Here is a 23,989-nt window from a genome sequence, read left to right as displayed (position 1 = left end):
ATTTAGCCTTGGGTAGCAGTTGTTGATGCACGCTCTTCGTTGAGGCGCTCGGTAATGCACTTTCGGAGCAGAGCCTTGCTCAGCTTCCCGGATGCGGTGACGGGAAATTCGTGGATGATTTCCACGCGCTCCGGCCATTTGAATTTGGCTAGACCCGCGGCATCGAGGTATTCGGTCAACTCGGATAGCGTGATGGGCTCAACTCCGGGCTTAGGTACGATGAACGCGCACACCTTTTCGCCATAAACCGGATCTGGCATTCCGACAACTGCGGAGGCATGCACACGCGGGCACGCATTGATGAGATTCTCGAGTTCCTCGGCGTTGATTTTCTCGCCGCCTCTGTCGACGACGTCTTTCGTCCGTCCGCGGAAGAAGAAATAGCGCTTGCCGTCGATCACTTCGGCCATCATCAAATCACCTGATCGGTAATAGCCGTCAGTGGTAAAGCGATGAACGTCTTCCCTTTCAGACTTGAAATATCCGCGGATCGTATATGGTCCGCGGAACAACGCTTCCCCAACCTCTCCGTCATCAACGTCAATTTCTGTTCCCGGCTCAACAATCCGGACCTCGTCATATTCCGACACCGGTCGACCGACCGACTCGTCGAGGATGCGCTGCGGGTCACTAGGATGAGCGAACATGATCACTCCTTCGGTCATCCCAAAGATGTGGTAGCAAGGGGAGCCGAGCGCATCTCGCAAACGCGCTGCATTCTTTGGGCCGATTAGCTTGCGACGCTGCTTCTCCTCTACAGATGCCCTCCGCATTTGGTCCGCGACCCGAGAAAAGATCGGACCGGCAAGGCCAAACCAGGTAGGGCTGTAGCGCTCGATTACGTCGCAGAGCGTTTCCTGCCTGATGTCTGGACATACCGTCACGGCCGCACCGTTCAACATCATTGGCCCAAAGAAACAGACCATGTTCATGTTGTGCATGAACGGCGTGGGCATGAAAAGGACATCGTCACGGTGGTAGCCGTTTCGGCTTGCGACCGCCCGCATATTCAGCAAGTACTCGTTCTGAAAACGCGGAATTATCTTCGGGACACCAGTAGTGCCTCCCGACAACTGATACACCGCGACTTGAAACGGATCGTCCTCGACATCAGCCAGCACGGACCGTGCGTCGTTCGTGCCGATGCTGTCAATCAGCGACCACAACGTGTTCGCACTGCCACGTGGGGTCCCACGGGCCTGAATGAGGATTTTCAGAGAAGGGACGTAATCGCACATTTCCTCGCCGAAAGCGACGTCGTCGAATCTTGCATCGTCACCTTGTACGACATGTACGACTGCTTCGCAGAGATTGCCGAGATAGGAAATCTCGTGCTTACGAAACGCCTGAAGCGCACAAAGAGGGATTAGCGTTGCCTTGAGGCAACCGACAAACGCGATGAGGAGTTCGTTGCAGTTTCCGCACTGCAAGATGACAGGATCAAGCGGCCGTGCGCCTTCGCGCAACAGCGCCGCGCCAAACCGGTCGGTAAGTTCATCAAACTCCTCGTAGGTGAACTCGCCCTCTGGGCCGACCAGAATTTTTCGCCCGGCATGCTCGCGAAAGGACTCACAAAGCGCGGCACGCAACGATTGCTTTTGAAGGACGCCGGCATCGACGTAGCGGGCCAATCGTTCGATGTCGGGATAACGGACGCCCGGCAAAGCTCGCTTGGGCCTGAACTCTCTTTCGTTCAACTGTGTCTCCATCTTGTAACTGTGGTGGTGCAATGCTCAAACGGTGAAGCGTGCACCCAGCCACTCAGCGATATGCTCACCCGCGACCCGTCGGCCGGAAGGCTCGTCCTTGCTCAAAGCCATGCCATGGTGGTTTCCACGAACCTTGATTCGCGTCTTATTTTTCGACGCTATGTCGTTGTAGATGCATTCGAAATCCTCTGGGAAAGCACACTGATCACCCGAGTACTCCAGCAAAAGCGTCGGCACATCGATCGCGGACGCACACTTCGCGAATGATGCGTTACTCGTCAGGCCGGACCATGTGGACAACCACGATTCCGGAGTGACTACACGTCCAAATGCGACGCTGCCCCAGTTCGATGTGAATGGATCGTTGCCCCACAGAGAGCCTGCCTTTCTGTCCGATGGGTCTATCGACGTATCCCAGGCACGAAGATCAGCGTCGGTGCGCCATACCTGGAATATCGGGGCATAACCCGCAACTCGGTGATCGATAGCGGTCCCGCCCCCTTCCTTGACACGCTTGCGCGCATCCTGCTTCCGCGCGAGCAAAGCCCGCGCATGCACGTCTAGGCGCTGCACTCTCGCAAGTTGCGCCGTCCTGTATCGCGTCGAAAATTCGCGAGAATAGCGCGCTGTTCTGGCTTCCGCGTCATAGCCGTTATCTGCACTGAACGGATCAAGTGCCGGATCGACGGACATAGGATCGTTTTCGTCGATCACACTCGGATCGACGCTATTCAGGAGAATCACCCCCTGTCCAGGATGCGGAGAAACCAGAATCATCCCGTCCGCTGTCGGCATCACGACGCCACCAAGGCCAGTCACCCGCCCCCCTGGAGTGCGCTTGATGCGCTGTTCGGGAGCCAGACGCGACTGCTGATGATAGAACGCGTAGAGGGCACCGCCACCAGAATTTCCAAGCAGAACGATGTTTTCGAATTCCAGCGAGCGCAAGTGGGTCATGCCAGCTGCAACGTCCAACAGCGCAATTTCGTGCTCCAGCCGCAAATCGTTGCCGATGGATCGGGGGCCCTGTACCCAGCAGGCGCACTCCGCATCGAGCACGGACGGAACGAGATAGTGCGTCACGGACATTTCTCTCGGATGCATGATCGAGACAACGGTCCGCTCCTCGCCTGTCCGCGTAAAAAGGAATCCCAGCGTCTTCTGACCGTCTGCAGTCTGCAGTGCATACGGGACCACTTTATATGGGCGCGTCATAAGGGCCGGGTCCCAGTTAGCACCCCGCAGCCCTGCGGTCACGATCGCCTTTTCAATATCAGCCACTTCGTCTCCTGATCGGTTCAAGCACTTGATCGAAGAGTAGAAATATATTGAGATGGTGTCAATTATATTTTGGAGGTAGACTGTCGGTACTTTCCCGCAACAACTTTCGGTCCCCACACGAACCATCGCGCTGACCATGACGGATGCACCCCGAAACAAAACCGAATCCGCCGGCGAAACCGTCCCGCGACGGCGAGGCCGGCCGCCTAAGACGGCATCAGCGATCGGTACCGAGCCACTGCTGTCCCGGAAAGTGATCATCGAGCGCGCCAGCGAGATGGCTCGGTCGATGCCTCTTGACCAGGTTTCGATGGTGCAGCTCTCAAAGGAATTTGGCGTCGCGCCGGGCCTGATCCATTATTACCTTGGCAGCCGCGACGACCTGATCTCCGGGGTACTGAACGGTTACTATCGTCAACGGCTTGAAGCGTTGCCGGCGTTAACCGGAGACTGGCGCCCGGACGTCGAGAAAATCGCCCGGATCTCGTATGCGTTCGCGCGTGAAATGCCGGGTGTCAGCCTCTATATCGCATCGCACAATCGTTTCAGGCTTTTCCAGGCTGTCGGACCAGGCGAGACGGACTACGGCCTGGCGCTGTTCAATCACACGACCTCGGCATTTCTGCAGGGTGGTTTCACTGCGGAAAAGACCGCGCTCGCGTACCATTTGCTTGCTCAATACCTCTTGTCTTCAAGCGTGGCAGCTGCGGGGCGACAGAGCCCCGCCGAGCACTCGGACTACATACGCGACAAGTTTGAAGCCGCCTCGGACGATCGATATCCAGCAGCCAAGCTGGTTGGGTCGGCTTTCTCGAAGCTCAGCGCCGACTGCGCATTTGATGAGGGCCTGCGGCTGCTGCTGGATGGATTCGAACAGTGGCCCCGATCACATGGAGAAGCGCTGGAGTCTTCCCTTCCGCGCACGTCACGGCGAAAGCGCGTGGCAAATAACAACTGATCGCCCCATCGATTCCAGCCGGTTGCTCCGCACCGATTCGAGGCTTGTTGCTATTTGGAAGTGTGGCGCCGTACGATTGCCATCTCTATAGAGCGGCGCCACACGTTACCTCAGCTTGGCGGCGACATCAAAACTTGTGCCGGATGCCGAGCCGAACGCCGATCTGTTTATCCGTCGCCGACGGACTGAAGCCAGCAATTGATGCGACGGCGGGTTGTCCGAGCGAATCATGACCCATCGCACGTTGAAGTACCGCCAATGCATACAAATCCGTGCGTTTCGAAAGGCTGTAATCTACGCCAAGATCCAGCTGCAAGTATTTTGCCCCCTGGTCGCCCTTCACCGCGTTCCGATGCGTGTAGTCAACGCCTGCGCCGAGTTGGAGCATCGGTGATGCACGATATCGAACGTTGAGATCGACACTCGTAAATACAGCGTCCCCGGTATAACCCAACGGATTGGGCCCCGACGACGATCCCAGCGAGCCAAATCGAACGTTCGTACCAACCAGAGAAAGCGTCGTGTCTTTGAGCGTATAAGAGGCTCCCGCCCCGAAGATCTGCAGCGTCTTGGCAGATGCATAGCCAGCATAGACAGGATTGGACTCGGGTGCTGTTGAGCTACCTCCGGAACCGATGTTGTTCGCCGCAGCGGTGCCTTTATTCGGAGTGTTGCCGTAAAACGATACATTCGGATCGCGCGCGTTGAGGTACCCGAGTCCCATGACGAAACGCTCTCCGGTGTACCCGGCGCCGAGCCCCCATATCTGGTTCTGTGCCTGACTCCCTGGCACACCACCAAAACTATAGAGGGCGCTGGCCCTGAAGCCGCCGTAGGACGCCGAGGCGAACTTCACAGAATTGTTGATGCGGTTCGTATTCGTCAGGTTGTCGAGATCGTCCGGATGAGAACCCATGTATCCAGCGAATGCACCCGACGCAGCGAACTGTTGCACATAATCCACCAACGGATCGTACTGACGGCCCGCAGTGACCGTGCCCCAAGGGCTGGCCAGTCCTACCCAAGCCTGGCGTCCAAACTCCGCTCCGCCCTGAGCCAATGCACCGGTGTTCGCCATGAACCCGTTCTCCACATTGAAAATCGCCTTCCAGCCACCACCCAGGTCCTCGACGCCCTTGAGGCCCCAGCGGCTACCGCTGAGACCGGTAGTATGGGCGTCACTCAACGCAAACTGTGAGGCACCGTGCGGCTTCCCGTCGATCTTTGAGGTCTGCGCGTTATTCGCGTAGGTCACGCCGACGTCGACGATTCCATAGAGCGTAACGGTACTCTGGGCGTACGCAGGCACAGCAAGAATCGCAGCGGCCGAGCATGCCGCGGAACATGTCCATTTCATTGGGGCGTCTCCATTAGGTAGTTGTACTTATAAATTATTCATGCGGACCCAGCGCACACCTCCGCTACGCCCGACACAATTGATACACCATCAATTTATGGGGAAAATTTAGCAGATTTGTGAGGGGTGTCAATAAATGTACGGCAGCTTTCTCATCAGCGTTTACCCCGCGCCGGCGAAACAATAACGCGAGTCCGCCCCGGATCGACTTGCGAAGACAATGAATTCGTTACGAGGCGACCATCGGACAGATCTGGCCGGATCGCTCTCGTTATGTGCTCAGCACGGCGGTGATCGCATCGCGGCAGTACCGGTAACGTTTGCGGCCGGCCTCACAGACCCGACTGGCGGTCCGCGCAGATCGCAGTCGCGCTCGCCCCCTACTCTTGTCGATGGCAAGCAGCGCGTAAAGCAACAGGCGTGTGCGGTCGGACAAGACGCATGCTCGCCGGTGTTCCGGGGCTACTACTTTGAGTCCTTGCCCACCCGCATTTCGTCGCTTGTTCCGCCACAATCCTGCCCAAGGTGTCTCTTCCGCCAACGCGATGGGCTAACGCCAAGTTGTTCCCGAAATGCGGTGGCAAAATTGGCCGCGCTCGAGAAGCCAATCTCGTCGGCTACATCCGAGATACTCATCGATGTCGTCGAAAGAAGGTGCATAGCGGTGCGCAATCGAGTCTCGCGCAAATACTCGAATACCGTCTGCCCCAAGCAATCGCGAAAAATCCGGGACAAGCGCTTTTCGTGGGTGCCGACGAGGTGTGCCAGTTCGTCAAGAGCTGGTGACTTACGCAAATCATGCAGTAGGATTCCGATTGCAGCGCGTACCAAATTGGAGTCCGGATTATCCGGTAGTTCGGGCACGTTTCGAGGCTGCCGATCGCGACTGGAGCGCTTAATATGATTTCGAATTCGAACGATGACCTCTGCCGGCTCGAACGGCTTTACGATGTAGTCGATTGCTCCCGTTTCAAGCCCGGCAAGACGGTCCTCGAGCGCACCCGCGGCGGTCAGAATTACAACTGGAATAGTCTGCGTCGACGGCGTCGAGGCCAACAATCGGCAGACGGCGAAGCCGTCCATCCGGGGCATGCGGACATCCATCAGTATCAGGTCCGGCGAGACTGCCTGCGCACGGTGATAGGCCTGTGAACCATCAAAGGCGACACTGATCCGGCAACGGGTAACTCGCAAGAGTTCGATCAGGAGCCGCAAGTCGCTCGGACGATCGTCGACGATAAGGACGTGTGCTCCGCTGAGGTCCATCACCGAGCGAAGTGAGATTGACCATTGTGATGACATGGTTTGCCAACGGGCGTGGAAAAACAGTTATAGCGGTCGCCGGCGCCCTGAAACGGGACGTGCTATCGGCTTCCGTCAGGCCCGCCTAATCGCCTCACCGACCTCCAACTAGAAACGGCCGGTGCAGCGAAAGGCGGCCGGCATCATTCGGTCCTACTCGTCAGATCCACGCCTGACCCAGCCGCAGTTATCGAAAAAAGAAACGGGAAGCGTCCGAGAATCGATTTCGTCTGTCCAGCGTTCGATTCTTCAAATAGAGAGAGACATAGCGAGCCATCTTCGCTAATACTCAGCTCTACGGGATTGATCCCATTTGCGGCTAGCGCATCCCGGACGGCGTCGAGAGTCTCGCGTCGCTTCAACTCCGGCTTGAAAGTCTTACCTACAGCCGTTAGCGGTATTGCATCGACGATATGGATGCGTTTGGGCAACGCTGCCCGTTCGCCGATGGATTCCCGCATGAAAGCAACCAGTTCGTCCTCGGTTGCGCGCATACCCGCCTTCAATTGCACGTAGGCGACCGGCAATTCCCCCGCGTGAGTGTCTGGCCTCCCGACCGCCGCCGCGATCTGCACGGCGGGGTGGCGATGCAGCGGCTCCTCGATCGTGGCTGGATCGATGTTGTGGCCGCCGCGAATGATTAGTTCCTTTCGCCGTCCAGTCATCCAGAAATAGCCTTCTGCATCGCGCCGCGCCAGATCGCCTGTATTGAGCCAGCGCGCACCGTCGCCGAGGTCGAGCCATAGGCCTTCGTTTTGTGCGGGTTGCGTATAACCGGCAAATACGTTCGGCCCCGAGATCAACAGCAGCCCGGTCTCGCCTTCCGCGCAGTCCCGTACGTAAGCGCCGCGGTCATCCACGATCACGGCTTTCATCGCTTGGCCCGGAATCCGCAGGCCGATCGACCCGAGCCGGCGTTCTCCGGCCGGCGGGTTGACGCTGCTGACGCACGCGCCCTCGGTCAGCCCGTAGCCTTCAAGGACGCGCACACCAGTACGCGCCTGGAACGTGCGAAACACCTCGACAGGCATCGGCGCCGCGCCGCATAACCCGTACTCCAGCGAACGAATGTTGCGGCCCTCGACCGGCACGTCGAGCAGCGTCGAATACAGCGTCGGCACGGCGCTGAAGAAGTTGATCCGGTGATGCTCGACGATTTCCCAGAAGCGGGAGATCACACCATCGCCGCGATAACCTTGCGGCGTGCCGAGCACGACATGAGCGCCACGCGAGAAAGGGACGAGCCCCGTGACCATCGCCGCGTTCACGTGAAACAGCGGTAGACCGCAAAACAGCGTCTTGCCGGGGCCGATACCGGTACCCAGGACCTGCCCCATGCTCCATGCATTGGCAACCTCGTTACCGTGTCGCCGCATCGCGATCTTCGGCAAACCCGTCGTCCCGCCGGTGCAGAAGAACGATGACAAGTCGTTCGCATCAAATTCGCGACGGCTCCCCAGCGACGCGCCCGATTCTCGAGCAATCGACGTCGCGAAATCGTGAATCTCGATGTGTGCTGGCACGGCACCGCGCACATCGTTGCGCCCGTGAAGTCGCCGACATTCGCGGCGCTGCATGACTCGTGCGGCAATACCGCGCCAGCCTCGCACCTGCCCCGCGAGATCGACGAGCAACAGATGCCGCAACGACGGCACCTGCTCCAGCACTGGCTGGATCTTCGGCCAAAGGTCCGTGCCCGGGAACGGCGCCAGCGTAACCAGTACCCGGGCGCCGGCGGCGTTCAGCAGCGATGCGATCGCGGCCCCTTCCAGCAATGGGTTGATCGCACAGACGATGCCTGCGGCCTCGCCGCCCCAGATCACGAAATGCGTTTCCGGCAGATTCGGCAGCACGTAGGCCACGACCGACTGGCGATCGATGTCGAGACGCGCGAACAGGTTCGCGGTTCGCGTGATGTCGCGCAGCAGTTCCGCATAGGTCCAGCGCAACGGCTTGCGATGGTCGGCCGTACGCAGAAAGAACGACAACGCCGGCGCAGACGGATCGATCGCCGCCCCCTGACGGATCATCTCGTAGGTGCTGGCAGGCAGATCGGCCGGTGGCCCCTGCGTTTCGATCGCAATGACGTCGGCTTCGGTAGCGATCGGGTTCATGCGACCTCGTCGACGACACGGTTGCGTTGTACACCGAGGTCGATCGAACCGTCGTGGCTCGCAATCCGTGCTTCCACCAGATCACCCGGCTTGAGGTACTGGCGCCTGCCGGCCTGCACCTTCGTGAACATTCGCCATTTCATCGGCTCGGGCAGCAGTGCCGCGACCCGCTGCTTTGCCGGCGACGGGATGCTGAGTGCGCACCCCGACGGCGTTCCGGTCGCGAGCAGATCGCCGGCGTGCAAATCGTGAAGGCCGGACAGTTCAGCAAGCGTCTCGGCCGGACCATAGACGAGATTTGCGGTCGAATCGTTCTGGCGCACCTCTCCATTGACGCTCAGAGTCAGCTCCAGGTTGCGCAATTGCGCCATATCGCGCGCGTCGAGCAGGCACAGATACGGACCGACCGGGCCGAAGGTCCGATAACTTTTGCCTTTGTAGAACTGCATTTGCGGAATCTGGACGTCGCGTGCCGAATAGTCGTTGACGATAACGGCGCCGGCGACGTACTCATGCAGATTGCTGGCGGCAATCTTTTCGCGTGACGTGATGTCGCGCCTGAGGACGAGCCCCAGCTCGATCTCGTAGTCGAGAAAACGCACGTGCACCGGCCGCACCACGTCCGCGTTCGCCGGCACGATACAGCCGGGCGCTTTCGTGAAGATCATATTGAACGCCTTCACGTCCGGATCCATCCCGGACTCGATCATGTGTTGCCGGTAGTTCGCACCCTGGCAGACGAACTGCTGGTTGCGCGTGACGGGCGACAGCCACTCGACGTCAGCCTCGGCGATCGTTTCACCACTCAGGCGAGCCAGATCGTCGATGCGGCATGCGCGCACGAACGCCGCCGTCGTCTCGAACGCGCCTGGTATTGGAGTGATCCAGCCACTCCTCACCACGCCCCAACGTGCACGACCTTCGTGCAGGTAATGTAAAACATGCAGTGCCATGAAAACGCCTCGCTCAATATGTCTGAAATCGAATGTCACGCGAAGAGCTTTGCGAGAGTGCGCAATTTCGCGAATGTCAAATCGGGGCTTCGGCGCAGATTGCGCACGAGCGCCGCGATGCTTGACGGCGTCAGCTTCGGCTTCGTGAAGCTGCGTGGCATCGCAGGCCCCCACTGCGCCATTGCCTCCCGGCTGACTGCATGGATACCCATCGGCATTTCGGCCGTAAACAGGTCGCCGTCACAATAGTGTTCGTGCTTGTCGCCCCAGGGGTCCTGCCAGTAATCGAATATCTGGCTGCCAAGAATGTGCCGGCCGATTCCCCATGCATGTTCCCAGCCGCTCTCCCGCAGCACGCGTTGACCACCGCCGATCGCGTCTGCGTCCACCAACTCGAACGCACTGTGGCTGTACAACGGCGCGAACCCCTGAGCGAGCGCAAGCGTATGGTGATCGGCAGGTCGTGCGCCGAGGTCGAGCCGCATGAAGGTGACAGCCGGCGACCCGTCCGGCAGCACCTGCACGTCGCTCGGAATGAAGCCGAAGTGGTGCGTATACCACGCACATGTGGCCTGGAAATCCGCTAGCTCGAGCACCACGTGCCCAAGGCGAATTACTTCGGATGGGCCAGCGGGAGGGCGCTGCGTCTTATTGATCCGCACGGCGGCATCCACGGAATTCACCGCAAGCGGCGGGCGGTGCGACAAAGCGCCCGCGAACGCCCGTCCGGCGACCGCGTCGACACGAAACCCCGACGGATCGGCGAGCTGCACGCGATAGCCACCACCCGGCCACAATGCCCGCTCGATACCAGACGCACCCGGCACGCATGCCAGCCTTTCGAGCGCCGACAATCCGTCGACTTCGAGACCGAAGCCGACGAAGCGCGGCTTCTCGGCCCATCGCACCGCATAGCAGAACGGTGTCGCCGCGGTGCCCCTGAGAAAGATCCACTCGCTGTCCCGCGATACGGTGCGCAGCCCGAAGTCGTTCAGAAATTTCTCGGCTCGGTCGAGATCGGGACGTTCAAACAACAGGTAGGCCAGTGCCGACGCCTTGGTCGTCGGATTCGAATGGCGAGCCGGTTGTGCGGTCGTGAGCTTCATGCGTAACCCTCAGGCGGACGGACGGGTGGACGGAATGGACGAGGCCGATACACCGGTCGGTGCGCCGATCAGCGACAGCGCCTCGCGTACGATGCGGTTCGCGTCGGACGCGGGACCGTCGTGCAGGATCGTCTTGTCGGGTCGCACCACCGTCGCCCAGCCAAATGGCACCGCGCGCGGCATGAAGACCCCTTCAAGATCCTCCCAACAACACCGTTCAGCGCGATGCAAGCGCTGCCCTCGATGCGCGATCTGGACGACCGCGCCGCCCGCGGCCTTCAACGCCGTAAGCACCGCCGGATCAAGCATGGCACCCACGTCGGCGCCGAACCCGATCAGCACGACACGCGCGCCGAACGCATCGTCGCTCAGCCTAAGGTCGCCATCGCGACCCCGCACCCAGCCCTGGGGAAGCACCGCGCCCCGCGCGAGTCGCGTTTTCGAACGACCGGGAACGAACAGGCCGCGACGAAATGCGTTCTTCGGCTTGATGCCGAGTTCGTCGAAATGCACACGCAGTGGCGGTACGAGCCGCATCAGCCGCATCAGGCCATGCGTCGCCAACGCGACGCCCACGTTGCGCGGCATCACCAGCTTGCCCATCAATTTCGCGAGGCCGATCATCGCCGTCACGTGTGGACGCCGCTCCTGATCGTACGTATCGAGAATGCGTGGCGCGGCACGTCCCTGAATCACCGATGCGAGCTTCCAGCACAGGTTCGCGGCGTCGCGCAAGCCCGCAACGAGCCCCTGCCCGACAAACGGCGGCGTGATATGCGCGGCGTCGCCGGCAAGAAACACGCGCCCCTGGCTGAATGCCTTTACCGTCCTGGCGTGGAAGCGATAGACGGCCTTGCGCTCGATCTCCATGTCGTCAAGGCCGCCCCATGGGGCGAGCAATTCGCGAATACGGGTATCGGACTCCATCTCGGCACGCTTTTCACCGGGACGCAGCATGAATTCCCAGCGCTCGCGCGCTCCGGGCGCCGTCATATGCGGCGTCGGCCGACGGTGATCGCAGATGAATTCGACGTGATCGATCGGCTTGCGCACGTGGCGCGCATCGACGATCAGCCAGTCTTCCGCGAACGTCTTGCCGTCGAACGCCTGGCCGATTAGTTGCCGTACGAGCGAGCTCGCGCCATCAACACCGACGACGTAGCGTGCGCGCACGTGATGACGATTCGACTCCGCAGTTTCCAGCACCGCAACGACATGGTCGCGCTGCTGATCGAGCCCGGCGAGCGTCGTACCGAATGCAGTCTGCACCGTATCGCAGGCGGCGAGCCGCGCTCGCAGACAACGCTCGAGATCGGGCTGGTAGAAGGTGACCAGCTTTGGGTGGCCGTCGAGACTGCCGAGCGTGTTGACTCGCCCGAATTCGCCGAGCCAAGGCGACCTCATGCGCACGTACGGGATTGCAACGGTCTCGAAGTCGGTATCGGCGACTCCGGCGAGCTGCAGAATGCGCAGCGCCTCGTTGTCCAGCGCGATCGCGCGCGGCGCCGTGAATATCCCCGTGGCCTTGTCGATCACCAGCACGCGTACGCCATCGCGCCCCAGCAGGTTAGCGATCGTCGCGCCCACGGGCCCGCATCCCACGACCAACACATCGACGCTCGACGGTAGCGCACAAGCCCCCGCACCCGCCGTGCCGACGTCGCCACCGTCCCGCCCCATCCCGATTGCTGAACCCACTGCCACCATCGCTCCGTCTCCGTTCGACACAGACCGCGACAGTGATTCGCCGCTTACATGACATTAAAGTCATAGTTGATAATTTTGTCAATTATGATGTTTGAACGTATACTCCAAACCAGATCCAATCTGGCGGAATACCCTATGTCGAATGCTTTATCCCGGAAGACCGGCACCTCGCCTGCTGAGGTCACGGCCGACAAATCCCCCCCGGCACGCGAACCTCGCGGCGCGCGGCGCAAACGCGAAACTCGGTTGCGGCTACTTGAAGCCGCACTGCGGCTGATGGCGGAAAAAGGCATGGAGGGCGTGGCGATCAATGAAATCACCGAAGCGGCAGACGTCGGGTTCGGCTCCTTCTATAACCACTTCGAATCAAAGGAAGCGATTCACGCTGCATTGTCCGAGTGGGTGTTCGACGAATTCGCCGATACGCTGGATCGTCTCGGTGCCAACCTGACCGATCCAGCAGAAGTGATTGCTGTGTCCGTCCGGCACACGCTTCTGCGCGCGCGGCGCGAGCGGGTCTGGGGGCGTTTCCTGATCCGCGAGGGCTTGTCTGCCCGAATACTGACACGAGGTTTAGGCCCCCGACTCGAGCGTGATCTGCAAAAGGGAATCCACGCAGGCCGCTTCGGCGTGGACGATCCATTGATGGCACTCGTTTCGGTCGGCGGAACGGTGCTTGTGGCAATTGCCGCCGAACTGAATTTCGGCGCGGGCGACGAATCGGCCCCGGACATACTCGCAGCGATCGGCTACAGCAGGGATCGATTCGCGGAACGCGCTGCAGCAGCGGTGCTGCAGACGCTAGGTATTTCGCGTGACGAGGCGGTTCAAATTGCGAATCTGCCGCTGCCAAACGTGGCAGTGGAGTCCGCACCCGAGTAAAAAGCTCGCCAGAGCGCGGATGTTCCCTCAAACGCAGGGCTTCTGTCAGAAGCGATAGCCAAGCGACACGAAAGTGATGATCGGATTGATCTTCACTTTCGTCGTGCTCGTGACGGTACCGACCGGGGAACGTGTCGTGAGCGTAGCTTTTGTGGACAGCCACACGTATGCAGCCGACACGCCGACTGACCAGTGCGAATCGATGTTGTACGTCAGCCCTGCATTGACTATCGGCGCAAACGACTTACTGAGCGAGACAGAAGTCGGTCCTTCAAGGCGCGTGCCGAGCGTCGGCGAATAGAGGAATTGGCCGGTTGCAACCTGATTGCTCAAGTCGATGCCCTTGAACCAGACGTACGCTCCACCCGCGCCGACATAGGGCCGGAAACGTGCTGACGGTTCACCAAAATGGTATTGTGCAAGGATCGTTGGGCTCCACGCGTGTGCCGTCCCGAGCTCTCCGAGTCCCGCGAGCGTCCCGGTACCGTTGAGATGCAGCTTCGGCGGAACACCCAGTATCGTCTCTAGCGCAATATGATCCGTGATGAAATAGGTTGCCGTGAAGGCGGGCGTATCGGCATCCGACACGCTGGCGCCGCTTCCCGCGACCGTGCTCGAGTGACCGAGCGCATTGACCGTCATCGGCTGACTGGAATCCTGGGGGGCAAGGTGCAGCCAGCCGGCATTAATCATCCATTGCCCTGCCGATTGCGCATGTGCTGCGGGAATAGCCGCGATCGACAAGAGAATTGCCGCGCTCGTACGCTTCATGACGTCTCCGAATGTTGTAATAAGGGTGCTTCTGTTTTTGTGGGGCCGACAGCGCTCAGCGATTCCTGAGCCGGTCGATCAGTCGGACGCTCGCGCCAACGGCGGCCCGCCTCAGTGATATCAGTGGCCCGACCTCGCGCGTCGGCGCGCCGGCAACCGTTCCACCCAGGCGGGAAAACAACCGAAGCGCATTTCCGGAATCGATCTCCAAACGCGCGTCGGCATGCCAGATGGGAGAGCGCTCAAGGGCTGCGCATTGCATTGCCGTCGCCGGTGCGGGCGCAAACGGGAAGTCGCTTCCGAACAGGATTTGCGACGGGCCGACCAGTTCACGCAGCGCCGCCTGCGGAAACTCAGCGGGTGAAAGCGCGGTATCGAAATGGAATCGACGGATGTAGGTCAGCATCCCGGCCGGCATACCCGATACGAACTCTGGAAGCAGATTGGCGAGCGAGAGTCTCCACGCGACGTACGGAAGAAAGCCGCCCGCGTGCGCGAGAATCCAGCGGATATTCGGGTAACGTTCGATCGTCCCGGTCAGGATCAGGTTCAGCGCCGCCCGTGTCGTGTCGCACAGGAACTCGATCAGAAAACCAGGCGCGATCAGTCCGAGCTCCTCGCTCGACCGGTGCAAGTTCGGATGCACGAACACGACTGCACGCCGGCTGTCGAGCTCCGCCATCAACTCGTCGAATTCGGGCGAGCCCAAGAACCGGCCTTCCGTACTGCCGAGCAGGACCACGCCATCTGCTTTCAGCACGTCGAGCGCATGGATGGCCTCTTTGCATGCGTGCTCGGTGAATGGCATCGGCAGCACGGCAAATGAACCAAAACGATCGGGGTGCCGCTCGCGCAATTCAGCCGCGTATTCATTGCACGCACGAGCAAGCGAACATGCATCTTCAAGGTTTCCGAAATAGACACCCGGTGCCGAGATCGACAGCAATGCGACCCGAATCGCGTTCGCATCCATCACGTCCAGAGACGCATGTTCGCTCCATGCCGGCAACTCGGCGCCCGCAACCTTTTTCAGGCCATGCCTGGACATGGCTGCCTGATAGACCGGTGGCACGAAGTGGTGATGAACATCGATACGGTTCATCTGATTCTCCAATTATTTACCATTAGATACGCACTCCGAATCAATTTCGATGCTTCGTGTGTTCACGATCGATCGTTGGCGCGCGCCTGTCCGATCGCGCCGCCCATATGAGCGGGCTGCATGAACCTATGCCGCTAAACGGATTCCCTCGAAAGATCCAGTGCGACGTCAACGATCATGTCCTCTTGGCCGCCGACCATTCCGCGGCGGCCGAGTTCGACGAGTATGTCCACTGTTTTGAGGCCGTACTTCGCCGCGGCCCGTTCCGCGTGGCGCAGGAAGCTCGAATACACGCCGGCGTAGCCCAGTGCGAGCGTCTCGCGATCCACGCGCACCGGACGATCCTGGAGCGGTCGCACGATGTCATCCGCCGCGTCCATCAGACGGTAGATGTCGGCGCCATGCCGCCAACCGAGACGGGTTGCGGCCGCGACGAATACCTCAAGCGGTGCATTTCCGGCGCCAGCGCCCATGCCAGCGAGGCTTGCATCGATCCGATCGCAGCCCTCTTCCACCGCGACAATCGAATTCGCGACACCGAGGCTCAAGTTGTGATGCGCGTGGATGCCCGTCTGCGTTTCCGGCTTCAGCGTGTCCTTGAATGCCCGCATCCGGTCGCGGATGTCATTCATGTTCATCGCGCCACCGGAATCCACCACGTAACAGCAGGTCGCGCCATAGCTCTCCATCAGCCTTGCCTGCTCGGCCAGCGCTCGGGGCGCCTGCATGTGGCTCATCATGAGGAAGCCCACGGCCTCCATCCCGAGTTCCCGCGCATACTCGATATGCTGACGGGAAATATCGGCTTCGGTGCAGTGGGTGGCGACACGAACGATTCGCGCACCGGCATCGTATGCGGCTCTCAGGTCGTGTACGGTGCCGATTCCTGGTAACAGCAGTGTCGCGACCTTCGCATGCGTGACGACACTTGCCACGGCGTCAATCCATTCAACGTCGGTATGCGCGCCGAACCCGTAATTGAAGCTGCCGCCTTGGAGTCCGTCTCCATGCGCGACTTCGATCGAATCTACACCGGCCGTATCGAGCGCCGCGGCGATCTGTCTGGCTTGCGCGAGGCTATACTGATGACGAATTGCGTGACTGCCGTCGCGCAACGTCACGTCCGAGATATAGAGCTTCTTGTCCATCAGGTCGGAACTCATTGCTGATTGGCCACTAGACGGGCCGCGACCCGTTCTGCCGTGGCCTTGGCTGCACTCGTCATGATGTCGAGGTTGCCTGCATAAGACGGCAGGTAGTGCGCAGCCCCCTCCACTTCGAGAAGAATCGAGGTCTTGAGGCCGACCATCCGTTCGCCTACGCCGGGTATCCGGATTGGCCGGTCTGCCTCAATGCGATCGAACTGAACACGTTGCTTCAGGCGATACCCGGGAACGTACGACTGAACAGCTTCCGCCATCGCCGTCACCGAGTCTTCGATCTCCCGTTCGTCAGCAAAATCGCTGAGCGTGTATACCGTATCGCGCATCATCAGCGGCGGCTCGGCCGGATTGAGCACGATGATTGCCTTCCCTTTGGCCGCACCGCCGACCACTTCGATTGCCCGTGACGTCGTCTCGGTGAATTCATCGATGTTGGCACGCGTGCCCGGTCCAGCGCTCTTGCTCGAGATGGATGCGACGATCTCGCCGTAGTGCACTTTCGCGACCCGCGATACCGCAGCGACCATGGGAATGGTGGCTTGACCACCGCAAGTCACCATGTTGACGTTTAGCTCATCGAGCCGGTGCTCTCCGTTCACAACCGGAATGCAGTACGGCCCGATCGCCGCCGGAGTCAAGTCCACGACGCGAATGCCGGGTTTGACGGTGCGCAGGAATGCATCGTTATGCGTATGTGCCGTGGCCGACGTCGCGTCGAAAACTATATCGATTTCGCTGAAAACCGGCATGCGAGTCAGCCCTTCGACACCCTCATGCGTCGTCGCAACGCCCAGGCGTGCCGCCCGCTGCAGTCCGTCCGATGCCGCGTCGATCCCCACCATGGCGCCCATCTCGAGATGGGCGCCATGGCGCAGAATCTTGATCATCAAATCGGTGCCGATATTCCCGCTGCCGATAATGGCAACTTTCAATTTCTTGCTCATCGATCCAGCCCTCGTCCGATATGGCAGCTAACGCTGCCCAGCGCACCGATCTGCGCATGAATCGCGTCTCCTGCAACTACTGGGACCATCGGCCCCAGCGCACCCGACAGAATCACATCGCCCTCGCGCAAGATTTGCCCGCGCCGCGACATCATTCGGGCCAGCCAGTACACTGCACGTACCGGATGGCCAAGGCATGCTGCACCCGTTCCGGTCGAAACGGTCTGTCCGTGGCGGGTCATCGACATGCCAAGTTCCCCGAGGGAAATTCCTCCGAGTGAGACTGGCTGATTCCCGAGCACGTAGAGACCGCAGGATGCGTTGTCGGCGACGGTATCCTCGAGTGCGATGCGCCAATCCGAGATCGCGCTGTCGACGATTTCCAGTGCAGGCAGTGCATAGGCGAGTGCCGAAAGCACTTGCCCATAACTCGGCGCTTCATCGGCTATGTCCCGCCCGACAACGAACGCCACTTCCGCCTCGATCTTCGGTTGCATCAGTCGGCTCAGCGGCACCTCGTCGCCATCCAGATATTCCATGTCATCGAACAGCACGCCGAAATCGGGCTGATCGACCCGTAATTGCTGCTGTACCGCAACCGACGTCAGGCCAACCTTCTTGCCGATGATTCTCCGGCCATCGGCAACCCGGGCCGCTGTATTGAGTTCCGCGACTGCATACGCCGCTTCGAGTCCGGCAATACCGAACCGCGCGGCGATCGGGTCGATCGGCGTACTTGCTTCGCGTGCATTACGCAGTGCGTTCGCAGCCGCCTGGATGGCTGCTTGGTCGAATGAATGAGACATGGCAGGGGAAACCTTAAACCGTGGATCAAGCCGCTCGTGCGACGGCCGGCGAGGTCTTTGAAGTGCGGGCGAACTCGTCGCCTGCTCCGGATCGGAATCCGAGCTGATCTCGAAGCTGCCGAATGGTCTGGTCGAGCTCGCCGATGGGAATGACGGCAAACGCGAAACGGTCGGGCCTCAAAACGGCAACGGCTTCCGTTTTGAAACCTGCCTTCCGGAACCACGCGATCATCTCCCCTCCGATATCCTCGACTTCGGCGCCCCCGATCGTGTTGTCCCGATTGACGCTCTCGAGCCCTTGCGGGCGACCGCCGTACGGGTACATCGTGACGCTGCGGGCCGAGAGTGCACTGAGGGTCGCCCGTGACACATCATTCATGCAACGGGATGGATCGACGTTCAGTCCGATCAGCGAAAAGCCATTGCCTAGCAGATCATCCAGTTTTCTCCGGTCTCCGTTAAAAAGGCGCACTTCGGGTTGTGGAACCAACGCGCCCTCGGGGCCACGCCGGTGACGACGCGGCAAACCCAAGTAGGCGTTCTTTCGATAAACGGGCATCGGCTTGAAGCCGCCTTCCTGAAACCAGCGCCTGAGCGGCGGAATGGCCCGAATGATGCCGAGCGAGGCGTCCCGCAGCAGCGTTGCGGACAGACTTCGTGCCGACACGACGTCCTTGAGAAGGACGGACGTATCGATCATTGCCTTCGCATGCGCATGTCGTTCCGACTGGTACGTGTCGAGCAACGCTTCGGCCGCGAGACCCCGCAATACAAGGTCTAGCTTCCAGCCGAGGTTGTAGGCATCGCGAACGCCCGAACTTGCACCCTGCCCCATGAACTGCGGCGTCATGTGGGCGGCATCTCCGCCGAGCAACACACGTCCGACCCGCCACTTCGACGCGATAAGCGCGTTGAACGTGTAGACGAGTTTGCGCTTGACCACGAACTGGTCGGGATCGACAAACATGGAAAGATACTTCCTGACCGTTTCCGGTCGCTCCATGTTTTCCTTCGTTTCACCCGGCATCAGCATGAATTCGAACCGGTGGAATTTACCGGGCTGAACACAGCTCACGACTGGCAGCTTCGGATCGACTACAAAATTGAAATACGGCAGGTGACGCAACGCGTCCGTTCCCGGCTTGCGTTCAAGGTCCACCACGAGCCACGGTTCCGGGAAGCTCTTGCCGGACATCTCGATGCCAAGCTTCGTGCGAACGATGCTCCGGCCTCCATCGGCACCGACTAGATAGCGCGCCCGCAGCGTCCTGATATCGGACTCGCCATCCACGCGCGCCAGGGCGTCAGTACTGTCACTGAACCGCGCTTCACGTGTCGCCTGATGCGTAACGCTCACACTGTCAGTGTCCTGTACGAAGTCGACGACCTCTCGGCCACGGCGTACCTCGACGTTGGGGTAACGCGCGAGTGTCTCGGCCAGCGTCGTCTCCAGGTAAGGCTGGTAAAAGAAATTGATCACCGGCCAGCCGAATGGACGCTTGCGCGGCATGTACTGAGTAAGCGGCGTTCCGTCGCGTCGAACGAGCTGGACCGGTGTCTCCATCATCATCCGCGACTGCACCTCGTCGACCACATTGAGATGCTGAAAGATCCGCATGCACTCGTCGTCTGTATAGACGGCTCGTGCGTTGCCGTAGAACACGGGTTCACGTTCGAGCACGACGACTTGGTGACCGGCCTGGCCAAGCATGTGCGCGAGGATGAGGCCGGTCGGCCCCAATCCTACGATCGCGACATCGCACGCATCATTCGGATGCGCTCCGTTCATGACTGCTCTCCTTGTACAGAAAATTCCGGACGCACCAGGGAAGCGAGCGCGCGTCGAACGCGGCCGAGCCTAACTCCCAGGCTGAGGTTTTCGGGACGATGCCCCCACAGACTGATGCCCTGATAAACCGTCGGGCGCCACGTCCGCTCGTCGACGACGATCGGATTCCATCCGAGTTCAATCTCGAAACCCGATGGCGTCTCGACATAGAAAGAAAGTTCGCGATCGTTTGGATGCTGGCCGATCGCATTGGCGATTGGATAACCCATCGCACGGCACCGCAGATAGGCCTGCGTCACATCGTCGATCGACGCGCACTGGAGATTCATGTGGTGAATCTGCGTGCGCAGCGGATTCAGGCGAATGCCGCGCGTCGATGCGGTCGCGAACGAATGGTGTCGTTCGTTGAATCGCAGGAAAGCGAAATCGAGGTTCAGACCGTCGATCTTGTCTTCAATTTCGTCGGACAGGCGCGCATCGAACACCTCCTTCCAGAACTTCTGCATCACTTCGGGTTGCCTGGTCGTCACGGCGACGTGCCCCATCCCGGAAGCGCCGGTCACGAAACCCGTAGCCTTCATTTGCAGAGGTTGTTCGCCAAGCACGGCGATCGTGAACAGTTCGGTGCGCAGTTTCTTCGGACCTGCGAAGTACCAGAACCGCTCCACGCCACGCACCACGGCTTCTTCCCGGGTCCCTTCGTCGACGCGGATTCCCCGTGCGGCCATTCGGGCGATGGCAAGCTCGAGCGCAGCCTCGTCATCCAGTTGCCACCCGATCGCGATGACGTCCTCGGCCGCGCCATCGCGAATGATCAGGCGACGCAGGTGCGCATCGATTCGGCATGCAACCACGCGCGGATCGGATCGATCGACATGCAGGCCGAGCCCCTCCGATGCAAATGTCGTCCATTCGCGAAGCCGGGCCGATTCGGCCAGCAGGTAACCCATCCGGACGCGACCGAACAGGCTGTCGATCGCTGAGCGCGGACTCACGATAGTCTGCATGGCGTCACACTCCGTTTATCGAGCCGCGGCAGCGCGTGCCTTCGCATCGCCCTGCGCGAGGAACGCCAGCACGGCGGCATTGAATTCGTTCGCCCGCTCCCACTGCACCCAGTGGCCGGTATTGCTGAACATGTACACATCGCAGTTCGGCATGCGCTGCTGCAGCGCATGCGCGCCGCTGGGGCGGTTGACCTTGTCGTCGGTCCCCCACAACACGAGTGTCGGGTTGCGGACCGACGCCAGCCGCGCGTCACGCGTGAAGTCGATCTTGCTGAACTTCGGAATGCCCTTCGGGCCGAGCAACGGCGGGCTCGCGACGACCTCCGGGTCGATGCTGGCCTGAAAGCGCTCCTGGATCACGGCTTCCGGTACGAGGCTGCCGTCAAAGACCAGATCACCGCGGATGAACGTCGTGAGTTTCTCAAGGCTCGGGCCGGTGCCCTTGTAATAGTTCAGCAGTCGCTTGAGGCCAGGCGTCGGAATCTGCCGCGTCGTATTGACACCGCCGGGCCCCATCAGAACCAGCCGACCTATCGCATCGGGCCGCTCTAGCGCCATGCGCAGCGCGCACGCACCGCCGAGCGAATTCCCGATTGCATGCGCGTGCCGGATCCCCAGCGCATCGAGCAACCCGAGCATGCCACCGGCCAGATCCCCGAACGGGTCGTTACGGTCGACACCTTTGGTGGACCTGCCGTATCCGGGCATGTCCGGCACCAACACCCTGTAATGGCGCGCAAGCGCTTCGATGTTGCGCGCGTAGTTCGACACGCCCGACGCGCCCGGGCCACCGCCGTGGAGCATCAGGACGGCGGGCCCTTCGCCCGCTTCCGCCAGAAAGATTCGCCGGGCACCGACCCGGACGGTGCGCTGGTTCATTGCATGCGTGATGGGCGGGATATCCATGGCGTCGACTGCTCCTGATTTTGCTAGGGTTGATCCATTGTAATGAGATATTTGTCATTATGACAATACTATCGTTTTTACCTAGCGCCGGCCGAACGCCGGACACCCGCACCGTATAATCGGCACATGAGTGAATCCACGACCATTGACCATCGGACCCGCGTGGCGGCGCAACGCCGCGAGCGGATGCGCGCGCGGCTGATCGAAAGCGCGATGCTCGTTTTTGCCGAGAAAGGGGTGGGTGCCAGCGTCATCCAGGACGTCATTGCGGCAGCCGATGTGTCGCAGGGCACCTTCTACAACTACTTCCGAACGAATGAGGAACTGCTCGAGGCGGTGACGCAGGAACTCAACGACGAGCTGCTTCGCCTGATCGAAACGGAAGTGGGCGCCTATGAAGATCCGGCCCGAAGAATCGCGTGCGGCGTCCGGATGTTTCTGCATGCCGCACGTGCCTATCCGCTGCTGGGCCGCTTCATTTCAGCGGCCGGCCTGCATGCAGCAGGCCCGAGCAGCCTGATCTACGTGTACCTGCCGGTCCACATCCAGCAAGGACTCGCCACCGGCCGGTTCCGCGGCGTCACGGTTGAACTGGCGCTCGACGTGATCGCCGGCATCGCGCTGACGACGATCCAGCGCTTCGCCGACCACGGTGAAATGGCCGAAGCGCCCGAACAGATCGTTGCAGCGATCCTGCGAGGTCTGGGTGTCGATGGAGGGGAAGCGCAGACGCTGGTGCTTGGCGAACTGACGCCGATCACGCCGCCTGAAACGTCGCTGCTGGAGCGCGGACGCATGCGTGCGGCGAAGGAGCCCGACGCCCGGTCAGCCTGAGCGACCGGGTGCCTTTGCGCTGACGAGTGGCGGTTGATCTCGATGCCTGACCGCCCACCTCAATCGCTCGTCTTCTCCCGCACCGCATTATGCAGGTGCAGCTTCATGAAATCGGCCGCCGCCTCGCGCTGATCGGTGGTCAGCAGATCGATCAGCGTCAGGTGTTCGTGACACCGGCGCTCCGCCTGGTCGCGATCGACCGCCTTGCGATACTCCATCAGGCGGCGCAGCCGATCGAGACGACGCAGGCCGTCGAGAATGAACACATTACCCGAACACGCGGCGATCGTTTCATGCAGCCGGCTGTTCGCATCGAACAGCGCGGCCGGCGAGGCCGTGCGCGCGCCGCCGTTCGCGAGCGCTTCCTGCTCGGCGCGGCAGCGCATCAGCGCGTCGCGGTCGAGCCTGAAGGTCGGCTCGAGGATCCCCGCCGCCTCGATCAACAGCCGGTACCGGTAACCCTGCCGATAGGTCTCCGCGGACGTCAGCACGGACTGGAACATCCAGCCGTGCCCCGGCCTTCTTTCAATCCACCCCTCCTGCACCATCCGTCGCAGGATCGCGTTCAGCTGCGCGCGCGTCACGCCGTAGCGACGCATCAGCTCGTTCTCGGTCACGCGGTCGGGGAGCTTGCCTGCGAGCCGGTCCTCCGCGATCGACAGGTAGGTGTCTTCGTCTGCAACGGTGTCCGCCAGCTCGGGTGACTCGACCGGGCCGAGCGGTGCCGCATGGTCAGCGACCGCGTAGCCGCCATCGGGATGCGGCGTGACGACCGCGCGCGCGGCCAGCCGCTTCAGCGCCTCTCGCACCGGCGAGCGCGACACGTTGAACTGCTCCGCCAGCGAGCGCTCCGGCAGACGCGTGCCGGGCGCCATGCCGGAGCTGGAAATGTGCTGATGAATGTTCGACGCGAGCACGTCGGCGAGAGCGCGGGTCATGGCGAATCGGATCACGAAAGACGACCGCATCGTACCACAGCCTCCACATGGTCTTATGCGCACACACCAGACCACAAATCCCACCATGTCGGCAGCGACAAAACGAGCGAAACATCCCCCCTTGCCCGCCATATTTCTAAATATTTCCGGGCCAAATCGAATCGGCACAGGAATCGGCGTTTACCCTCACTGGTACTTTGGAACATCAAAAAACACTTTACATGGTCTTTTGAGTTCGTAAAATACCAACCGTTCCAACCGGCGCATCGTTCAAGGAGACCCATGTGCAGCGCAGGCATCTACTCGGCGCGAGTCTTGCGGCAATCGGCGGCCTTGCGCTGTCACGCGCTGGTTCGGCCG

20 protein-coding genes are annotated in these 23,989 nt (G+C 60.7%); 3 read left to right on the top strand and 17 right to left on the bottom strand.

What is annotated here, in order from left to right; all coding sequences use genetic code 11:
• Positions 1-2: 2 nt before the first annotated feature.
• Both AC1Z3W_RS06790 and AC1Z3W_RS06785 read right to left on the bottom strand, forming a co-directional pair.
• Positions 3-1,697 (bottom strand): AMP-binding protein, encoded by a 1,695-nt coding sequence (locus tag AC1Z3W_RS06790; protein WP_260426745.1) that lies wholly within the window; start codon positions 1,695-1,697, stop codon positions 3-5.
• A 36-nt stretch (positions 1,698-1,733) separates the two neighbouring features.
• Positions 1,734-2,924 carry an alpha/beta hydrolase gene (locus AC1Z3W_RS06785; protein ID WP_483507845.1) on the bottom strand — a complete coding sequence of 397 codons (1,191 nt, stop codon included), beginning with the start codon at positions 2,922-2,924 and terminating at the stop codon, positions 1,734-1,736.
• 202 nt (positions 2,925-3,126) lie between these two features.
• Here AC1Z3W_RS06785 and AC1Z3W_RS06780 point away from each other — a divergent pair, with 202 nt between their 5' ends.
• Positions 3,127-3,948: a TetR/AcrR family transcriptional regulator gene (locus AC1Z3W_RS06780; protein WP_124501105.1), complete on the top strand. Its 822-nt coding sequence runs from the start codon at positions 3,127-3,129 to the stop codon at positions 3,946-3,948.
• 127 nt (positions 3,949-4,075) lie between these two features.
• On the opposite strand, the gene AC1Z3W_RS06775 is transcribed toward AC1Z3W_RS06780, so the two are convergent.
• The 6 genes from AC1Z3W_RS06775 to AC1Z3W_RS06750 all read right to left on the bottom strand — a co-directional run bounded on the left by AC1Z3W_RS06775 (position 4,076) and on the right by AC1Z3W_RS06750 (position 12,460).
• Positions 4,076-5,305 carry a porin gene (locus tag AC1Z3W_RS06775; RefSeq protein ID WP_483507333.1) on the bottom strand — a complete coding sequence of 410 codons (1,230 nt, stop codon included), beginning with the start codon at positions 5,303-5,305 and terminating at the stop codon, positions 4,076-4,078.
• Positions 5,306-5,770: 465 nt separating this feature from the next.
• The gene (locus tag AC1Z3W_RS06770; RefSeq protein ID WP_483507332.1) at positions 5,771-6,607 is read right to left on the bottom strand and encodes a response regulator; all 837 of its coding nucleotides are present in this window, start codon (positions 6,605-6,607) and stop codon (positions 5,771-5,773) included.
• Positions 6,608-6,750: 143 nt separating this feature from the next.
• Complete coding sequence (locus tag AC1Z3W_RS06765) at positions 6,751-8,721, bottom strand: acyl-CoA synthetase (protein ID WP_483507331.1); 1,971 nt, start codon at positions 8,719-8,721, stop codon at positions 6,751-6,753.
• On the bottom strand, positions 8,718-9,674 hold the full coding sequence (locus tag AC1Z3W_RS06760) for a fumarylacetoacetate hydrolase family protein (protein ID WP_124501101.1): 957 nt from the start codon (positions 9,672-9,674) through the stop codon (positions 8,718-8,720). Before AC1Z3W_RS06760 ends, AC1Z3W_RS06765 begins: the two co-directional genes overlap by 4 nt.
• A gap of 35 nt (positions 9,675-9,709) precedes the next feature.
• Entirely contained in the window at positions 9,710-10,780 is a 1,071-nt protein-coding gene (locus AC1Z3W_RS06755; protein ID WP_483507330.1) for a VOC family protein, read from the bottom strand.
• A gap of 9 nt (positions 10,781-10,789) precedes the next feature.
• Positions 10,790-12,460: a bifunctional 3-(3-hydroxy-phenyl)propionate/3-hydroxycinnamic acid hydroxylase gene (locus AC1Z3W_RS06750; RefSeq protein ID WP_483507844.1), complete on the bottom strand. Its 1,671-nt coding sequence runs from the start codon at positions 12,458-12,460 to the stop codon at positions 10,790-10,792.
• A gap of 162 nt (positions 12,461-12,622) precedes the next feature.
• On the opposite strand from AC1Z3W_RS06750, the gene AC1Z3W_RS06745 reads away from it, so the two are divergent.
• Entirely contained in the window at positions 12,623-13,369 is a 747-nt protein-coding gene (locus AC1Z3W_RS06745) for a TetR/AcrR family transcriptional regulator (RefSeq protein WP_124832333.1), read from the top strand.
• A 45-nt stretch (positions 13,370-13,414) separates the two neighbouring features.
• Here the strand turns inward: AC1Z3W_RS06745 and AC1Z3W_RS06740 are convergent, their stop codons facing one another.
• From AC1Z3W_RS06740 to AC1Z3W_RS06705, 8 genes are all read right to left on the bottom strand, one after another.
• Entirely contained in the window at positions 13,415-14,140 is a 726-nt protein-coding gene (locus AC1Z3W_RS06740) for an OmpW/AlkL family protein (protein ID WP_124501098.1), read from the bottom strand.
• 55 nt (positions 14,141-14,195) lie between these two features.
• On the bottom strand, positions 14,196-15,242 hold the full coding sequence (locus AC1Z3W_RS06735; RefSeq protein ID WP_483507329.1) for an amidohydrolase family protein: 1,047 nt from the start codon (positions 15,240-15,242) through the stop codon (positions 14,196-14,198).
• Between the two features lie 134 nt (positions 15,243-15,376).
• Entirely contained in the window at positions 15,377-16,390 is a 1,014-nt protein-coding gene (gene dmpG / locus AC1Z3W_RS06730) for a 4-hydroxy-2-oxovalerate aldolase (RefSeq protein ID WP_483507328.1), read from the bottom strand.
• Positions 16,391-16,401: 11 nt separating this feature from the next.
• A complete protein-coding gene (locus AC1Z3W_RS06725; protein WP_124614782.1) occupies positions 16,402-17,349 on the bottom strand; it encodes an acetaldehyde dehydrogenase (acetylating) in 948 nt (315 codons plus the stop codon).
• Positions 17,346-18,155, bottom strand: coding sequence for a 2-keto-4-pentenoate hydratase (locus AC1Z3W_RS06720; protein ID WP_124614783.1), 810 nt, complete (start codon positions 18,153-18,155; stop codon positions 17,346-17,348). The genes AC1Z3W_RS06725 and AC1Z3W_RS06720 overlap by 4 nt, the downstream gene beginning before the upstream one ends.
• A 25-nt stretch (positions 18,156-18,180) precedes the next feature.
• Complete coding sequence (gene mhpA, locus AC1Z3W_RS06715; RefSeq protein WP_483507327.1) at positions 18,181-19,944, bottom strand: bifunctional 3-(3-hydroxy-phenyl)propionate/3-hydroxycinnamic acid hydroxylase MhpA; 1,764 nt, start codon at positions 19,942-19,944, stop codon at positions 18,181-18,183.
• A complete protein-coding gene (locus AC1Z3W_RS06710; RefSeq protein ID WP_124614785.1) occupies positions 19,941-20,951 on the bottom strand; it encodes a VOC family protein in 1,011 nt (336 codons plus the stop codon). The genes mhpA and AC1Z3W_RS06710 overlap by 4 nt, the downstream gene beginning before the upstream one ends.
• Positions 20,952-20,966: 15 nt before the next feature.
• Positions 20,967-21,857, bottom strand: coding sequence for an alpha/beta fold hydrolase (locus AC1Z3W_RS06705; protein ID WP_124614786.1), 891 nt, complete (start codon positions 21,855-21,857; stop codon positions 20,967-20,969).
• A gap of 126 nt (positions 21,858-21,983) precedes the next feature.
• Between AC1Z3W_RS06705 and AC1Z3W_RS06700 the strand changes: the two genes are divergently transcribed.
• Entirely contained in the window at positions 21,984-22,691 is a 708-nt protein-coding gene (locus AC1Z3W_RS06700) for a TetR/AcrR family transcriptional regulator (protein WP_124614787.1), read from the top strand.
• Between the two features lie 59 nt (positions 22,692-22,750).
• Here AC1Z3W_RS06700 and AC1Z3W_RS06695 read toward each other — a convergent pair whose 3' ends face one another.
• Positions 22,751-23,761: a GntR family transcriptional regulator gene (locus tag AC1Z3W_RS06695; RefSeq protein ID WP_483507326.1), complete on the bottom strand. Its 1,011-nt coding sequence runs from the start codon at positions 23,759-23,761 to the stop codon at positions 22,751-22,753.
• Positions 23,762-23,989 lie beyond the last annotated feature (228 nt).

The organism is Burkholderia sp. 10_S31, from assembly GCF_056930375.1.
This window is presented reverse-complemented; position numbering and strand designations above follow the sequence as displayed.

Coding starts and splice junctions, on each gene's coding strand:
- AC1Z3W_RS06785 (WP_483507845.1), bottom strand. CDS start 2,924: ATGACGCGCCCATATAAAGTGGTCCCGTATGCACTGCAGACTGCAGAC.
- AC1Z3W_RS06780 (WP_124501105.1), top strand. CDS start 3,127: ATGACGGATGCACCCCGAAACAAAACCGAATCCGCCGGCGAAACCGTC.
- AC1Z3W_RS06775 (WP_483507333.1), bottom strand. CDS start 5,305: ATGAAATGGACATGTTCCGCGGCATGCTCGGCCGCTGCGATTCTTGCT.
- AC1Z3W_RS06770 (WP_483507332.1), bottom strand. CDS start 6,607: ATGTCATCACAATGGTCAATCTCACTTCGCTCGGTGATGGACCTCAGC.
- AC1Z3W_RS06765 (WP_483507331.1), bottom strand. CDS start 8,721: ATGAACCCGATCGCTACCGAAGCCGACGTCATTGCGATCGAAACGCAG.
- AC1Z3W_RS06760 (WP_124501101.1), bottom strand. CDS start 9,674: ATGGCACTGCATGTTTTACATTACCTGCACGAAGGTCGTGCACGTTGG.
- AC1Z3W_RS06755 (WP_483507330.1), bottom strand. CDS start 10,780: ATGAAGCTCACGACCGCACAACCGGCTCGCCATTCGAATCCGACGACC.
- AC1Z3W_RS06750 (WP_483507844.1), bottom strand. CDS start 12,460: ATGGGGCGGGACGGTGGCGACGTCGGCACGGCGGGTGCGGGGGCTTGT.
- AC1Z3W_RS06745 (WP_124832333.1), top strand. CDS start 12,623: ATGTCGAATGCTTTATCCCGGAAGACCGGCACCTCGCCTGCTGAGGTC.
- AC1Z3W_RS06740 (WP_124501098.1), bottom strand. CDS start 14,140: ATGAAGCGTACGAGCGCGGCAATTCTCTTGTCGATCGCGGCTATTCCC.
- AC1Z3W_RS06735 (WP_483507329.1), bottom strand. CDS start 15,242: ATGAACCGTATCGATGTTCATCACCACTTCGTGCCACCGGTCTATCAG.
- dmpG (WP_483507328.1), bottom strand. CDS start 16,390: ATGGACAAGAAGCTCTATATCTCGGACGTGACGTTGCGCGACGGCAGT.
- AC1Z3W_RS06725 (WP_124614782.1), bottom strand. CDS start 17,349: ATGAGCAAGAAATTGAAAGTTGCCATTATCGGCAGCGGGAATATCGGC.
- AC1Z3W_RS06720 (WP_124614783.1), bottom strand. CDS start 18,155: ATGTCTCATTCATTCGACCAAGCAGCCATCCAGGCGGCTGCGAACGCA.
- mhpA (WP_483507327.1), bottom strand. CDS start 19,944: ATGAACGGAGCGCATCCGAATGATGCGTGCGATGTCGCGATCGTAGGA.
- AC1Z3W_RS06710 (WP_124614785.1), bottom strand. CDS start 20,951: ATGCAGACTATCGTGAGTCCGCGCTCAGCGATCGACAGCCTGTTCGGT.
- AC1Z3W_RS06705 (WP_124614786.1), bottom strand. CDS start 21,857: ATGGATATCCCGCCCATCACGCATGCAATGAACCAGCGCACCGTCCGG.
- AC1Z3W_RS06700 (WP_124614787.1), top strand. CDS start 21,984: ATGAGTGAATCCACGACCATTGACCATCGGACCCGCGTGGCGGCGCAA.
- AC1Z3W_RS06695 (WP_483507326.1), bottom strand. CDS start 23,761: ATGGCGGGCAAGGGGGGATGTTTCGCTCGTTTTGTCGCTGCCGACATG.